The sequence below is a fragment of the Ureibacillus sp. MALMAid1270 genome, assembly GCF_049202975.1.
Classification (GTDB): domain Bacteria; phylum Bacillota; class Bacilli; order Bacillales_A; family Planococcaceae; genus Ureibacillus.
This window is the reverse complement of the sequence record NZ_JBMIRP010000065.1, coordinates 13,254-28,920: the sequence shown is the minus strand read 5'-3', so window position 1 is coordinate 28,920 and position 15,667 is coordinate 13,254. Positions and strand designations below refer to the sequence as shown.

13 protein-coding genes are annotated in these 15,667 nt (G+C 35.7%); 1 reads left to right on the top strand and 12 read right to left on the bottom strand.

Annotated elements, in window-relative coordinates; translation table 11 throughout:
* Nucleotides 1–25 precede the first annotated feature (25 nt).
* From ACOQFO_RS08725 to ACOQFO_RS08695, 7 genes are all read right to left on the bottom strand, one after another.
* Nucleotides 26–664: a VTT domain-containing protein gene (locus tag ACOQFO_RS08725; protein ID WP_421689321.1), complete on the bottom strand. Its 639-nt coding sequence runs from the start codon at nt 662–664 to the stop codon at nt 26–28.
* 93 nt (nt 665–757) lie between these two features.
* Nucleotides 758–2,740, bottom strand: coding sequence for a S9 family peptidase (locus ACOQFO_RS08720; protein WP_421689296.1), 1,983 nt, complete (start codon nt 2,738–2,740; stop codon nt 758–760).
* A 1,220-nt stretch (nt 2,741–3,960) separates the two neighbouring features.
* Nucleotides 3,961–5,487 carry a long-chain-fatty-acid--CoA ligase gene (locus tag ACOQFO_RS08715; RefSeq protein WP_421689295.1) on the bottom strand — a complete coding sequence of 509 codons (1,527 nt, stop codon included), beginning with the start codon at nt 5,485–5,487 and terminating at the stop codon, nt 3,961–3,963.
* A gap of 22 nt (nt 5,488–5,509) precedes the next feature.
* The gene (locus tag ACOQFO_RS08710; RefSeq protein WP_421689294.1) at nt 5,510–7,447 is read right to left on the bottom strand and encodes an FtsX-like permease family protein; all 1,938 of its coding nucleotides are present in this window, start codon (nt 7,445–7,447) and stop codon (nt 5,510–5,512) included.
* Nucleotides 7,419–8,195: an ABC transporter ATP-binding protein gene (locus tag ACOQFO_RS08705; protein ID WP_421689293.1), complete on the bottom strand. Its 777-nt coding sequence runs from the start codon at nt 8,193–8,195 to the stop codon at nt 7,419–7,421. The genes ACOQFO_RS08710 and ACOQFO_RS08705 overlap by 29 nt, the downstream gene beginning before the upstream one ends.
* A 36-nt stretch (nt 8,196–8,231) precedes the next feature.
* Nucleotides 8,232–9,209 (bottom strand): sensor histidine kinase, encoded by a 978-nt coding sequence (locus ACOQFO_RS08700; protein WP_421689292.1) that lies wholly within the window; start codon nt 9,207–9,209, stop codon nt 8,232–8,234.
* Complete coding sequence (locus ACOQFO_RS08695) at nt 9,209–9,913, bottom strand: response regulator transcription factor (RefSeq protein ID WP_421689291.1); 705 nt, start codon at nt 9,911–9,913, stop codon at nt 9,209–9,211. Before ACOQFO_RS08695 ends, ACOQFO_RS08700 begins: the two co-directional genes overlap by 1 nt.
* 336 nt (nt 9,914–10,249) lie before the next feature.
* Between ACOQFO_RS08695 and yhfH the strand changes: the two genes are divergently transcribed.
* Nucleotides 10,250–10,375, top strand: coding sequence for a protein YhfH (yhfH, locus tag ACOQFO_RS08690; RefSeq protein ID WP_421689290.1), 126 nt, complete (start codon nt 10,250–10,252; stop codon nt 10,373–10,375).
* Between the two features lie 151 nt (nt 10,376–10,526).
* On the opposite strand, the gene ACOQFO_RS08685 is transcribed toward yhfH, so the two are convergent.
* From ACOQFO_RS08685 to hemY, 5 genes are all read right to left on the bottom strand, one after another.
* Nucleotides 10,527–11,078 carry a FixH family protein gene (locus ACOQFO_RS08685; RefSeq protein ID WP_421689289.1) on the bottom strand — a complete coding sequence of 184 codons (552 nt, stop codon included), beginning with the start codon at nt 11,076–11,078 and terminating at the stop codon, nt 10,527–10,529.
* Between the two features lie 2 nt (nt 11,079–11,080).
* Nucleotides 11,081–12,469 (bottom strand): sensor histidine kinase, encoded by a 1,389-nt coding sequence (locus ACOQFO_RS08680; protein ID WP_421689288.1) that lies wholly within the window; start codon nt 12,467–12,469, stop codon nt 11,081–11,083.
* A complete protein-coding gene (locus ACOQFO_RS08675) occupies nt 12,466–13,164 on the bottom strand; it encodes a response regulator transcription factor (RefSeq protein ID WP_421689287.1) in 699 nt (232 codons plus the stop codon). Before ACOQFO_RS08675 ends, ACOQFO_RS08680 begins: the two co-directional genes overlap by 4 nt.
* 2 nt (nt 13,165–13,166) lie before the next feature.
* Nucleotides 13,167–14,120, bottom strand: a complete 954-nt coding sequence (locus ACOQFO_RS08670) for a YncE family protein (RefSeq protein ID WP_421689286.1) — start codon at nt 14,118–14,120, stop codon at nt 13,167–13,169.
* Between the two features lie 126 nt (nt 14,121–14,246).
* On the bottom strand, nt 14,247–15,665 hold the full coding sequence (gene hemY / locus ACOQFO_RS08665) for a protoporphyrinogen oxidase (protein WP_421689285.1): 1,419 nt from the start codon (nt 15,663–15,665) through the stop codon (nt 14,247–14,249).
* Nucleotides 15,666–15,667: the final 2 nt, after the last annotated feature.

Genomic DNA, 15,667 nt, shown 5'->3' with positions numbered 1-15,667 from the left:
CCTCTTTCTTTAAATCTCCAATATTTTAACGTTTTCTCGATTTCAATGCACCGAAAATTGCAGGCAATACAGAGACAAAAATAATTAATAAAATAACAACAGAGAAATTTTCTTTAATAATTGGAATGTTTCCGAAGAAATACCCCGCTAATGTACAAAGTAGTACCCATAGTACACCACCGATTACGTTATAAACGAGGAAATACTTATAATTCATTCGACTTGCCCCAGCTACAAATGGGACAAATGTTCTGATAAATGGCATGAAACGTGCAATAACAATCGTTTTTCCACCATGTTTATTGAAAAACTTTTGAGCAGCAATCATGCGCTCTTCACTAATAAATCGGCCAATAAGAGAATTTGGTTTAATCGCTAACCCTACTTTATTTCCGATATGATAGTTAACTGTATCACCAATAATCGCTGCTGCTGAAAAGCCAACAATCAATACAGGTAAACTAAATGCACCTAATGCTGACAAGGCTCCACTTGCAAATAATAACGAATCTCCTGGTAAGAATGGCATAATAACGACTCCAGTTTCTACAAAGACGATGGAAAAGATAATTCCATAAGCCCAACCACCAAATTGTTGAATTATTTCAACAAGATGCTCGTCAATATGTAAAATGAAGTCGATTAACCCTTGAATAAAAGACATAACTAAACTCACTTTCGTATTTTCCTATGGAACCCATCCATAAAGAATTATTTTACTAGATTTTTTGATCAATCCTATAAAATCTAGTAATTTCTAAATATATTTTTCAAACCATTGAACGATTTGATTTAATCGCTCAATACGTAAATTTGGTGTACCCGTACGAGATAAATTATGGTTATTGTCTGGGAAACGGACAAAACCTACTTCTTTATGCATCGATTTTAATGTGATATATAACTGTTCGGCTTGTTCAATTGGACAACGGAAATCCTTTTCACTGTGTAATATTAAAAGTGGTGTTTCAATATTTTTCGCATATTTCAATGGTGAATGATGCCACAGTTTTTCAGGGTCTAACATATCACTACCAATTTGCCAATCTGTAAAGTAATAACCGATATCAGAAACGCCAAAGAAGCTAATCCAATTCGAAATACTACGTTGTGTAACAGCAGCTTTGAAGCGATTTGTATGGCCGACGATCCAATTTGTCATAAATCCACCGTAACTACCACCAGTTACACCTAATCGATCAGTATCGATCCATTCGTTTTGACTAATAACATAGTCAACACCAGCCATAATATCTGTGTAATCGCCACCGCCATAATCACCGCGCACAGCATCCACAAATGTTTGACTATAACTATGACTACCACGTGGGTTTACATATAAAACGCCGTATCCTTTGGCAGCAAGCAATTGCAATTCATGGAAGAATGTATTTGCATACATCGTATGTGGACCACCATGAATCTCCAGAATTAATGGGTATTTCTTCCCTTCTTCATACCCTGTTGGCTTCATTAACCAACCATAAACCGTAGTCCCATCTGAAACAAGATAAGATATTTCAGTTGGTTGAACAAGTTCTACTTCTTGGATGAATTGGTCATTGAAATGGGTTAATTGCTTTCTTTCTCCAGTTGTTATTTCATAATAGAATAATTCACCAGGGAATACTGGATTCGAAACAGCGATTAAAGCAAACTTCCCATCTTTTGCAACAGCATAATCAAAAATATGCTCCCCTTCAGGAGAAGCTGGGTAGACAGCACCTTCTAATGTTGCGTAGTAAAGTCGAACATCACCCATCGTCGAAAGTTGGAAATATAGTTCATTTGCTTCCGTCCATTGAACAGCTGGTGCTGAAACTCCTTGTTGAGTATCACCACCTGCATAATCCCCAACAGGACTATCTATACTTTCCGTTATTGTAACAGTTGTTTGCGCTTCAATATCATAGACATGAACATTTGCATGCGTCGCATTTTTAAATGTATGATCGCTTCCCGCATAGGCTATGAATCTACCATCATAAGAGAATGTTGCGCCTCCATAATAGCCATTTTGATCTACTACAATTGTCTCTTCTTTTGTTTCTAAGTCAATTAATAATATAGGAGCTTTAAACTCAAAATCTAAATTCTCAGCACGATTCACACCTACGATAATTTTTTTACCATCTGGTGAAATTGCTTGAAGTGAATGTTGATAATTGCCAGATGTGAATTGTTCAAATGATTCATCTTTAAGATTTAGAACTGCTATTTGTGAGTATGAGTCTTGTTGAACTAACCCAGCACCATCTAGCCCGTCCATTTTGTATTTCATTCCATCTACAACATACGGTTTAGGAAGTGGCTTCTCTTCTTTCTCAGTTTTATCTGTAAAGTTTTTACCACTTTTAATTTTACTAGATAACCAGATTTTATCCCCCGATGGATCCCATAAAAATGAGCTTACTCCAGAATCCAATGAAGTAACTTTTTTTGCTTCTCCACCGATTGTACTTATGATATATAATTGATTCTTTTCTTCACGATTTGAGAGAAATGCTAATTGCTTGCCATCAGGAGACCATTTCGGAGATGATATACGCTCTTTTCCAAATGTCCATTGAGCAACGGCACCCGTTGAAAGCTGTAAATGATATAAATGTGCATAATATTTATTGTCTTTTTCATCTATCTCTGTTCGAATAAATACAGCCTCTTCTCCATTTGGAGAGATTTGAGGGTTTGATACTGACTTCAATTTAAATAAGTCTTCAGGGCCTAACAATCTTTTCATTTACCATTCCACCTTTGAAAGTTAATACTTTCATTTTATCATTCTATTATGATGATTTTTACTAAAAAATATAAAAACAGTAAGAAAGCCCTTTGGTGATACTTTGGCAGGGATGATCTAGACAGAATTCGGAGAATCAAGTGGGAGTTGTCAAGATTGTTTCTATTTAGACAGAATTTTGGGGATGCATTCGGAGTTGTCTAAATAACGCCTGTATTTAGACAGAATTTCGGGGATGCATTCGGAGTTGTCAAAATAACGCCCCTATTTAGACAGAATTCCTAGATTCCATTTGAAGTTGTCTAAAAGAGGCCCCTATTTAGACAGAATTCAGTGAATGCATTCGGAGTTGTCAAAATAACGCCTGTATTTAGACAGAATTGCGTGAATGCATTCAAAGTTGTCTAAATGAAGCCTGTATTTAGACAGAAATCCGGGAATCCATTTGAAATTGTCTAAATGAGGCCCCTATTTAGACAGAATTCCATTTAATCTATTCGGAGTTGTCAAAATAACGCCTGTATTTAGACAGAATTGCGTGAATGCATTCAAAGTTGTCTAAATGAAGCCCCTATTTAGACAGAATTCCATTTAATCTATTCGGAGTTGTCAAAATTAAGCTCCAATTTAGACAGAAATCCGGGAATCCATTTGAAGTTGTCTAAATAAAGCCCCTATTTAGACAGAATTCAGTGAATGCATTCAGAGTTGTCAAAATAACGCCTGTATTTAGACAGAATTGCGTGAATGCATTCATAGTTGTCTAAATGAAGCCTGTATTTAGACAGAAATCCGGGAATCCATTTGAAATTGTCTAAATGAAGCCCCTATTTAGACAGAATTCAGTGAATGCATTCGGAGTTGTCTAAATAACGCCTGTATTTAGACAGAATTCCTAAAATTCAATCAAAGTTGTCAAAATAACGGCCACTTTTTGACAGAATTCCTAAAATCCTACCAAAGTTGTCTAAATGAAGCCCGCATTTTGACAGAATTCCTAAAATTCAATCAAAGTTGTCAAAATAACGCCCGCATTTAGACAGAATTCCTAAAATTCTATCAAAGTTGTCTAAATAACGCCCGCATTTAGACAGATTTCCGAAAATCTAATCAAACTTGTCTAAATACTACCCTCATTCAGAACGATCTCCAAAAACCCACAAAAACCTGTCTAAATACTGCCCCCACAACAACACACAATCTCCACAACCGACTCCAACTTACACGTTCTTCAAATTCCTGCGCAATATTTTCCCCGTCGAATTCTTCGGTAAGCTACTCACGATTCTTACTTCAGTTGGCACTTTATATTTTGCTAGGTGATGTGAGCAAAATTCCTTTAATTCATCTTCGGTCGTAACCGAATCTCTTAGAACAACGTATGCACAAACGGCTTCACCGAAGTTTTCATCAGGAATACCTACAACTGCCGCTTCAAGGATAGCTTCATGCTGATATAATACTTCCTCAACCTCGCGTGGATACACTTTATAGCCTCCGACAATGATCATATCTTTTTTACGATCGACAATATAGAAGTAACCTTCCTCATCCATCTTCGCTAAGTCCCCAGTGTATAACCAGCCATCACGAATGGCTTTCACGGTTTCCCCAACATTTTTGTAGTACCCTTTCATCACATTTGGCCCACGTACGATTAACTCTCCTACTTCATTTGGAGGTAATTCATTTCCGTTGTCATCGACGATTTTATTTTCAACATTTGTAATCGAAGTACCGATTGAACCTACTTTTCGAACTCGATCTTGAGGGTTAAAGCAAGTTACAGGTGAAGCTTCTGATAACCCATATCCTTCTGATATCGGTACATGAAACTTGCCTTCAAAATTATGTAGTACTTGAGCTGGCAGCGGTGCCCCACCAGATATAGCTAACCTTACTGTTGCAAAATCTTCAGCAGTGCCTTCTGCATATTGATACATAAAGTTGTACATTGTTGGTACACCAGCAAAAACACTTGCTTTCTGCGTTCTCGCCAACTGGAATATCTCTCCTGGACTAAAACGTGGTGCGATTAATACTGTCCCTCCCACGAACAAAGGAGCATTCGCAACAACTGTTAAGGCAAACACGTGAAATAAAGGAAGTGTTGCAATGACACGATCTTCCGCTTTATACCCCATAAAATGCGAAACATCCCGCGCATTCGCATAAAGATTGCTGTGAGATAGTTCAGCACCTTTCGGATAACCCGTTGTGCCGGAAGTATATAAAATAATCGCTGTGTCTTCTTCATTGATATCAACCGGTGCTAATTCACCAGCTGCTTTAAGTAACTCTGAAAACTTATACAGCTTACCCCGTAGCTCAGATGACACCGACTGATCTCCATTCTTCGTTTCACAAACAATATACTTATCTACTTTTGGAAATAAATCCTTCCCATCATCTAACATAGGGAGGAGTGTACCCAGTGTAATGACAGCTTGAACATCCCCATTATTAAAAATGTAGGCAATTTCATCTAACTGATAAATTGGATTTACTGGTACAGCAGTTGCTCCAATTCTCATACAGGCATATAAAGAAAGTAAAAACTCCGGTGAATTCCCTAGTAAAAACGCTACTTGGTCACCTTTCCCAATACCAATTTCCTTTAGCGCGTAGCTTAAATTTCCAACTTTCCGCTCAAATTCTATATAGGTAGTGTCTTGCCCCAGAAAGTGATAGGCAGTTTTTTCTGGATTGTCTATCGCGTATTGCCTAACATGATCTACTAAATTCAACAGTCAAATCTCCCTTTCAAAATTACGAATCTCTAACATGTGTAATATAACGCCATCTAATTAAGTAAAAATAAATCACTTCAATGATGACTAAAAATACGAATGCTAACACCAATTCTTTTACAATTGAGATATTGGCAATATGTTTCAATAAATTTTGTAGCGCTACAAAAGCAAAGAGACTATGAAGTAATGCAACCCCTAATGGAATAAAAAACTGTGGAACTAAATAAGCATTGATTAATCTTTTCAATTCCTGGTCCGTTAACCCCATTCTTTTCAACACATCAAATTTCTTCTTCTCTAATTCAAGACTTGTATGCAATTTAAAATAAATAAAGCTTCCTGCTGCTAACAGAAAGACAGCTGCTACTAAAAGTCCTACTAGTGTAAATAGTGAATAAGTAGATAAGAGAAACGAGAAATTTAAACCAGCGTTCTCAAAATAAAAGGGCAATCGATATTCTTCCTTTAAATATTCCTGAGAAACTCGATATGCGATTGAAAGTCCGACATCCTTCGTTTCAATCCATTGTGGTATATCAAAAGCGAACAAATGATAACCTGGCTCCTCATTAGAAGAGGCACCGTGATAGGGATTTTTTAACAATCTAAAATCTTCATCACTAACAATGATCGAGTTTAAACTAATAATGGAACTAGGAAAGATTACCTTTGGATACACTTTGTCGATTGTTATGTTCACATTATTTTCAATCAACACTGTCTCTACGTTTATGTCGTTTAATTGATTAATTGACTCTTCAGAATAAGGTATAAACATCCCTTCTCCTTGCTCTAGTCGGACAAATGGATAGCCATATGAAAAAAGTAAATTATTTATATCCGATTCACTGAACACTTCTACTTCATAACGGGTATAGGAGGATGTTTGTTTTCTTACATCAAGACTTGCCATGTGATAGGAAAGACCTTTTTCCTCCAACTCCCTCATAATGGAAGTAATATGACTATATTCATAAGGATTATCTGTATGCCCTTTATAAATTAGTCCAAGTGGGTTCATCTTATCGTACTGGGATGTGTAAGATGAAAGAGTTGCAAGTAATCCAACACATAAAAAGGCAAGTGCTGTCACCATTGTCACGACAAAAAACATCTTTGAATTACTTTTCATAATCATCGATTGTTCAGCGACGGACAACATTCGATACTTTTTCCAGTACAAATGCTTTTTACTTCTTATTCGGTCCAATATGAAATGAGTCGTATCTGAGAAAAACAAATACGTACCAATAGTAATTAAAATAATGATCGCAATACCAAAGCTATACATTGTCATTCGAGAGGTAAGCAAAGCTAAAATATAGCCGATAACGATACAAACCATTCCGATTATAGCCCTTGGAATAGAATACTGGTGGTTTCCATTTACCTCTGAATATCCTTTAAAAAGATCTATTAAATTTTTCTCGGGTGTCACATAAACGCTTAAAATCGAAATTAAGATAAACGCACTTAAATAAACCGTAATGGTTAATAAGAATGGTTCCCAAGAAAAATAAAGAGGTAATTCTTCAAGAATTAAAATTTCCCGAACGATCATAAAGAAAAAACGGGAAAATGCATAACCAAATAAAATACCTACTACAATGGAAACTGTACCAAGTAATAAAGTTTCTAAAAAAATTAGCTTGCTTAACTGTTTTCTTTCCATCCCTAAGTGAAGTAATATCGCAAATTCCTTTGACCTAGCTTCTAAGAATGCCTTCACGGAATAAAAAATAAAAAACCATGAAAACAAAACTAAAATTATTTCAGCAATAATCATGCCGACAATGGAGACATTCCCTAAAAAACCATTTTCAATCTCCGGATGAAACATCAGCATGGAGTAAATAAAAAATACAAAAACCGAAAAAAGACTTGCTAAGAAAAAGGCAGCATAAATTCGAACATTTCGTAGGACGTTATGGTAAGCGAATTGATGAAAGGTCACCTACATTTCCCCCTCCTAGTAAGCTAAGAACATTTAAGATTCTTTGGAAGAAAGTTTGTCTACGATCATCACGATAAATTTCATTAAAAAACTCTCCATCTTTAATAAATAACACGCGGTCACAGTAGCTTGCTGCAATTGGATCATGGGTTACCATCACAATCGTTGCATTTTTTTCTTTATTGATCGTACTTAATAACTCTAATACTTCTCGGGAGTTGTTTGAGTCCAAATTCCCTGTAGGCTCATCTGCTAAAATCAAGGTCGGTTCATGGATTAAAGCTCTGGCAATGGCTGTTCGTTGAGCTTGTCCTCCAGAGATTTCGTTTGGTTTCTTTTGTAAAAATGAAGTTAGATCTAATTTTTCAGCTAGTTCGCGAACACGTTCTTCCATCAATGACACTGGTTTTCCGTCTAATGTAAGTGGAAGGACAATGTTTTCCTCAACAGTTAACATAGGTAACAAGTTGAAATCTTGAAAGACAAAGCCTAATTCTCTTCTTCGGAATAGTGCCAATTCATGCTTATTTAATTTGGATGGTCTAATTTCATTGACAATAATTTCACCTGTCGTTGGCTTATCAATTGTAGAAATCAAATTTAATAAGGTTGTTTTACCACTCCCAGAAGGGCCCATGACAGCTAGAAATTCACCTTTCATCACATCAAAGCTAAGCTGATTGATCGCTCGGTGCGTTACTTTTCCTTCATATACTTTTGTGACATCTTGAATTTTCAAAATTGGCATATAAGGCTCCCTCTTCTTGTCATTGTTTTGCTTCTCTTAAAAAGTTAAAGTGACAGTAGTACCCTTGTTTACTTCCGATTCAATGGTTAATTTATGTCCTAGTTTTAAACAGATTTCATTGGCTAAATATAAACCCATCCCTGTCGATTCTCCTGTTTTACGGCCATTTTCACCAGTAAAGAATGCTTTTGTTACACGAGTTAAATCTGACTTTGGAATTCCAATCCCTTCATCTTGAATATGTAAGTGTACTGTCCCATCTGTTACTTCTGTAGAAATAACGATTTTTTTATTCGGTTCAAATGTGTATTTTACGGCATTCGTTATAAATTGACTGATTACAAATTTAAGCCATTTCGAATCACTTGCAACAGTTAAAGAATCGTCAATTTGAATGACCGGAAAGACCTGATTTGTAATAAATAAACGTTTATGTTCGTTAATTGTTTCGGTTACGATTGCTTTTAATCCAACTCTTTCAACTTGCATATCCTCTTCAAATCGTTCAATTCTTGCATTAACAAGAACCATTTCTAAACCTCTTCTTAGCCGATCTACTTCCTCTTGCACATTCTTCTTATCAAGAGGACCTTCATTTTGAATAAGTAGTTCTAATACAGAAATCGGTGTTTTCATCTGATGAATCCATTGGTTAAGAAATTTATCTTGTCGTTTTTGATTGGCATATAACTCCTGTACTTCCATTTGATAAACATGATACAGTTCATGCATGTATTGTTCCGTTTGAATGTATTCAGCCGTTTTTGCATTTTTTTGTAGTGCATCTTCCATCACATTTGGCATTTGAGTGATTTTATTTAAGTAATTTTTACGCATATAATAACGAACGGAAAGAAATGATACTAATAAAATGATGCTTATGATGATGGAATAGACAGCTGTATTCATATTCCTAAATCCATCTAACCAATATAACGAAAAAATAAAGAACACAACTATTAATTCAAAAATGATAAATGATAAATGTTCCCTTATAAATAATCGTAATCCCATTACATTTCCTCCGGGCTAAGAACAAAGCGATAACCAGCACCTCGAACTGTTTCTATAACAGATGTCACATCATATTCTGCTAACTTTTTACGTACACGTGTCATATTCACGTTCAACGTATTTTCATCGACGAAAGCTTGGTCATCCCATAACTCTTCTAATAAATGCTCCCGTGTAACAACTTTAGGTGATTGACTCATTAACAGTTCCAAAATAATACACTCTTTTTTCTGAAGAGGGATATCAACTTGTTTTATGTTTAGCTCCATTCGTTCAAGATAAAGCGTAAGTTGCCCTAACTTGATCGTGCGTTCTTCTTGGCGTGCCGAATACTCCCCATATGTTCTTCTTAAATGACTTTTAATTTTCGCTAGTACAATTTCATAGTTGAATGGCTTTGTGATGAAATCATCGCCACCATTTTCTAATGCAAAAATTTGGTCCATTTCTCCAGATCTTGCAGATATGAAGATAATTGGACAGGTTGTATGTTGTCTTAATTGACGGCACCAGTAATACCCATCATAAGTCGGTAAATTAATATCTAATAGGATAATATGAGGGGCAAAATTTAAGCACTCCTCGACAATTTCCTCAAAGTTTTCAACGACTTCTACTTGGTATTGATATTTTCTTAATTTATCAGCGAGTAACGTTGCAATTTTAAGATCATCTTCAACAATGAAAATACGATGGTTTTCCATACTTTCATGCCCCCCTTTTTCGTTATTTCATTCAATTTATGTAAATGTATACACCACCTTTATTGTATACGTTCTTTCGTTTCTTTCCAAACGTAAAAGTACAACGAGAACTCCCAAAATTTCTATAGCTGTCCCATCGAAAGAATGGTGTTCGGATCAATCCTTCCTCCTTTAGATTCTTTAAAAAAAATTTGTTACAAAATCCCTTAAAAAATCTCAAAAATAAATTTTTCTAATTTTCTATTTTTCATATTGACGAATTCCATCTGTTATAATACAATGAAAATCAATAAGAAGTTATGTTATAACAGATAACCGAAAGGGGGTACATTTCAAATGTTAGAAAATGTTGTGGAGTTTTTCAAAAACTTACCTGACAAAGTATGTGTTCAATGTGGAGATAAAATTGAAGAGCAATGTGAATGCTACGATAACACTTGCGAAAAATGTGACTCCCTTTAATAGATAAATTTAGTTCAACAACCGCTTACACACAGAACTAAACAAAATATGAAGCTATGAGTAAATCGCTTACAAACTCAGAAACTGTCATAATTACCCCATAATGAAAAAACCTCAAAGCTCGCTCAAGCTTTGAGGTTTTTTCGTTTTATTAATGACCACTATGATCTGTACTATCTTCGGATGAATCTTGATCGTGTTGTTCTGTATCAGTGGAGTCCTGTTCACCATGTTCTCCCATATCCATCATGGAGCCGTCACTATCATCTTCTTTCACTCGACTCATATCAGGATTACCTACTACCAATTGTTGTTTCGGCATTACATGCATACCATTGGATGCTGTTGTGTGAGCATACATGAAATATACCCCATCATGATCAAATGTTGTTTCTGCTTTATAAACACCATCCGCATCTAGTTTTCCTTCAATCATTTGGCCCTCATCACGATAGCCAGATTCCCAAACTTCAAATTTCACCGTTGCATCGTCTAAATTTTTATTATTTTGATGAACATGAGCAGCTAATTCAACTGTTTCATTTAGAGCGACTTTTTCAGGAGTTAATATATCTACTTTAACTTCTAATGCAGCTACATCGATTTCACTATTATTTAAGTCAGCTTGATCTGTCTGCTCTCCTGAAGAACATCCTACAAGCACAAATGGTACTGCCACAAAACTAAATAACCACTTTTTCATTTTTATTCCTCCAGTAAAGGTATTGTTATAGTTACTGTTGTTCCTTTTCCAATCTCACTATCAATCGTTAATGTTCCATCATGCTGTTTCACTATATCTTTTACTATGGATAAGCCAAGACCACTTCCTCCATCTGCACGGGTTCTAGCTTTATTGACCCGATAAAATGGCTCTGTTATATGTGGTAAATCACTTTCTGGAATACCCATTCCGTGGTCGATTACCTGAATCATAGCATTTCCTTCTATTTGCTGTATTAGTACACGAATGGTTGTTTTTTCAAGTGAATATCTTATTGCATTTTCAATGACATTGATCATAATCTGCATTAACTTTTCATCATTACCTTGCACAATAAGCCCTTCATCCACATCAACAGCAATCTGTAATTCTTTTTGTTTCGCTTGATTTTTTAGTAGATTAACACTTTCACGAATGGTCTCTGATAACACAACCGGGTACATATCAATTTTCTCGGTTTCTTTACTCGTTCGAGCTAATTGTAGAAGTTCATTTGTAAGTCGTTCCATTCGATTTGCTTCACGGTGTATTAGTTGAATTGCTTCTTCTTTTTCTTTCCCGACAATTAAATCATGTTGGATGGCTTCGCTATACCCTTTTACATAACTAATCGGTGTTCGAAGTTCATGGGAGACTGTTGCTAAAAACGTTTTTTTGTCTTTATCTTCTCTTTGGATGGCTGCTGCCATTTCATTAAAGGCTTTCGAAAGTTTCCCTATTTCATCCTCTGACTTAACTTCTACCCTCGTTCCGTAATTACCATCAGACATTTTTTCTACCGCAAGCTGAAGTTCGTTTAATGGTCGCATAATATGTCGCAACCCTTTATGGACAAAAAATGCAATGATGAGCGAGAACAATACGATACTTCCAATTAATATAAGCATTTCTTTGTTTGCTAGCTCTGTTATTCGTTCAAGAGGGAAATAAATATAAATAATACCTTCTAAACGATTTTGATCTGTCAGTGGCAGAATAACTGAGATTACTTCCCGATCAAATCGTTTTTCATATCCTATCTTCGTAACGGATTCACCTTTTAACAAGTCACTTCTCTCTTCTGGGCCAATTAATGTATCATAATCAATTTCAAATGGGACACAAGCACTTAGTTCCTTTGGATTTCGAACGGCAAATATATTGAAAATAGAGTACCTATTGACATCCTCTACTTTTTCAACGAATTCGTCTGTTACTTTGCCACCTTTGTAATTCGACTGAAGCCGCTCACCAACTTCAATCATAGATTCCTCTGAATCTTTTACATATAACTGATCATATAAAAAATTAGTAAAGAACCCCATGAAAATTACAGTAATCAATAAAAACAAAGTGATGAGTGACCATATTTTAATAGATAACTTCTTCATTGATATCTCTCAAAGCGGTATCCAACGCCCCACACTGTTTGGATATGTTCGCTTGCTTCCGGTGATTCTTTTGCAAGTTTTAGCCGTAGTGTTTTTATATGGGTGTCTACCGTCCTTGTCCCACCTGCATAGTCCATTCCCCAAAGGTTTTCAAGTAGTTGTTCTCTTGTATAGACAATATCGGGATTTTTCATAAATAAGTGTAATAGCTCAAATTCCTTCAACGTTAATGGAACTGGCATACTATTAACATAAACTTTTCTTGCGATTTCATCGATTTTTACAGACCCACATTCTATGTAAGGTAATATCTGTTCCTTTGTATCCACTACGTTAGAGGTTCTTCTTAAAACTGCCTGGATTCTAGCAACTAGTTCACTAATCGTAAAAGGTTTTACGATATAATCGTCCCCACCAATCGTTAACCCTCTTACTTTATCTTCATTCGCATCTCTTGCTGTTAAAAAGATAATAGGGACGGGAGATACGTTCCGGATATTTTCACATACGGTAAATCCATCTTCACCAGCCATCATGACATCCAATAAAACAATGTCAATGCCACCTTTCGAAATTTCATAGTATGCGTCTATTCCACTTTCTACAGAGATTGTTTTCATACCAGACTTGGAAAGCATGACATCAATCAAATTACGCATATCTTGTTCATCATCAACAATTAAAACCGTAGTCATGATTAAACCTCCCTTACTAATAATTGAAAAGGTCCGCTACCTGTATCAATTGTTTTCATAATTTCATCGTCTTTGAGGAAATACAGTTTATGATCATCGTAACCTGCTACAACAACGAAATCCTGGAATGTTGCAACAGCAAATGGATTTGCGCCGATTTCTTTATACCACAACGTTTCTCCCTCTATACTTGTTGCGTATAATTCATTCGCACCGTGGTTTATGATGTAGACCTCATCTTCATTTCTTGAAAATCCAACTGGCATAATGGATACGTCGATATGATCTTTCAATTTCCCACTATTCAAATCGAATACATCTACCGTTTGGTTTGGTTTATTGCCCTCACCATGCCCCCCGATCCACACGGAATTTGTTTCAGGTACGATTAAAATTCCATTCGAAGAGCCCTCAATTGTCCATTCATCATGAAGGTGCATTGTATCTATATCTACTACTGATAAAGAAGTATCTTTGTAATTGATGATATATAACAAACCATTGTAAGAAGTCATGGACATTGGATAGTCACCAAGTTGACATTCTCCTAGTTTCGTACCGGTATCGTCAAAACTAGAAACTGAGTTTGTCTCACTATTGGTAATAAAGAATTGCTTTTGTTCTTGATCAAAATAAGCGTTTGTTGCTCCTACACCGGTTTCGATTGATTTAATATGCTTACCAGAAGAAAGTTCATAAATATCCGCTTCGGTTAATTGATGCCCATAAAATAAAACCCGATCATTTGGGATTAGTAAAGCACCTGTATATGCTTTGTCAAATTTCCATTGGGCAATTTCCTCACCAGTTTGATCATAAAAAGTCATGGATGGTTCTAAAATGTTCATAGATGCTATAAATGATTGGTTATGATTGATAGGCGGTAAACTCTTCTCAGAACACCCTACTAAAAAAATCAAACAAAATATTAGCACGTAAGTTAAAACTCTCTTCAATTTTCACCATCACCTCTTTACAAAAATAATACATCTTATTTGTGAAGTTTGAATGAAATAAAATCGACAACATTAATACAAAATGAAGCGCTTCAAAGAATCTTGAAGCGCCTCAATTTATTATGTTTAGTTTGGTTGTACTTGATTTTTAAATATATTCTCTAACATTTCTTCCGCTGATTTTCTACCTTGTGCTACACAGTCCGGTATACTAATCCCTTCGTATGAGCTTCCTACAAGAGAAATGTTCGGATATTGTTCATGTAACTTATTTTTCAACGTTTCCATACGAGTTTCGTGACCAACCTCATATTGCGGCATGGACTCTTTCCAACGAGATACAACTGTAAATTCTGGTGTACCTGTTAATCCGATTGATTTTCTCAAATCGTCCAATACCGTTTTTTCAATCGCTGTATCAGATAACTCAACGATCGCTTCATCCCCTACACGACCGATATATGCTCGGAATAAATCATACCCTTCAGGTACTACATTACTCCATTTATGATTACACCAAGTACATGTAGTTATTGCATAATCACTATTTCTGGATACGTAAAATGTCATTGCATCTTTTTTATCCATCTGTTTTTGATCTTGCTTAAAAGCCATTGTAACAGTTGCAATTGTTGCGTATTTCATATTAGGCAATTCATTTAGTAAATTAACATCACTTACGATTTCTTTCACTGTATTAAATGGTGTTGTAAGAATGACAGCATCACACTTAATAGGTGAAATATTATTTAAGGTGATTTTTAGCTGGTCTTGTTCTTTTTCTATTTTTTCAACTTTAACACCTTTGAACACATTCTTTGTTTCAAGCTTTGATTCAATTGTTTCGATTAAAGTTTCAAGACCATTTTGGAATGTTTGATACGAATCAATTTTTCTTCCAAATGATGAATCTGATTTTCCCATTCCTAGAATAAGACTGCGATGTCGTTTTTCCAGTTCATGAAAATGAGGAAACATCGCTTGTATACTTAAATGATCAATATCACCTGCAAATGTTCCAGCAAGTAATGGTTCCACAAGGTTTTCTACCACTTCTTTACCAAACCGTCTACGGAAGAAATCCCCGATTGGTTCATCCGCTGAATCACTTTTCGGTAATACTAAGTCACCAGCAGCACGAAGTTTGCCAGAAATTGAAATTAGACCGGATGTGAGGAAGGTAGAGACTCCAAGTGGTCCACCAAGTATAAAGTTTGTTGGAATTGGATATAACCCATTGCCAACTGCTACGTAAGTTTTTCCATCATTGTTACGTACCAATTGATCTTCTATTCCTAAATCACGAGCTAAATTGCGCACATCATTGGAATAGTCGAGAAAAGATTCTGGTCCTCTTTCTATAATGAAACCATCTTTTCTTAAAGTATGAATTTTTCCACCTAAACGCAAAGTAGACTCGATTAAAATAATGTCTAATGGCAAATTATGTTCGTTTGCCAATCTTTGCATGTAGTATGCTGCCGTTAAGCCAGTAATTCCACCGCCTATCACAGCAACTTTCTTTCTACCTAAAGTCACCCTCATCA

What these genes read in the sequence shown, in the direction of transcription:
- ACOQFO_RS08725 (WP_421689321.1), bottom strand. Translation starts at nt 664, where the DNA reads ATGTCTTTTATTCAAGGGTTAATCGACTTCATTTTACATATTGACGAG.
- ACOQFO_RS08720 (WP_421689296.1), bottom strand. Translation starts at nt 2,740, where the DNA reads ATGAAAAGATTGTTAGGCCCTGAAGACTTATTTAAATTGAAGTCAGTA.
- ACOQFO_RS08705 (WP_421689293.1), bottom strand. Translation starts at nt 8,195, where the DNA reads ATGCCAATTTTGAAAATTCAAGATGTCACAAAAGTATATGAAGGAAAA.
- ACOQFO_RS08700 (WP_421689292.1), bottom strand. Translation starts at nt 9,209, where the DNA reads ATGGGATTACGATTATTTATAAGGGAACATTTATCATTTATCATTTTT.
- ACOQFO_RS08695 (WP_421689291.1), bottom strand. Translation starts at nt 9,913, where the DNA reads ATGGAAAACCATCGTATTTTCATTGTTGAAGATGATCTTAAAATTGCA.
- yhfH (WP_421689290.1), top strand. Translation starts at nt 10,250, where the DNA reads ATGTTAGAAAATGTTGTGGAGTTTTTCAAAAACTTACCTGACAAAGTA.
- ACOQFO_RS08685 (WP_421689289.1), bottom strand. Translation starts at nt 11,078, where the DNA reads ATGAAAAAGTGGTTATTTAGTTTTGTGGCAGTACCATTTGTGCTTGTA.
- ACOQFO_RS08680 (WP_421689288.1), bottom strand. Translation starts at nt 12,469, where the DNA reads ATGAAGAAGTTATCTATTAAAATATGGTCACTCATCACTTTGTTTTTA.
- ACOQFO_RS08675 (WP_421689287.1), bottom strand. Translation starts at nt 13,164, where the DNA reads ATGACTACGGTTTTAATTGTTGATGATGAACAAGATATGCGTAATTTG.
- hemY (WP_421689285.1), bottom strand. Translation starts at nt 15,665, where the DNA reads ATGAGGGTGACTTTAGGTAGAAAGAAAGTTGCTGTGATAGGCGGTGGA.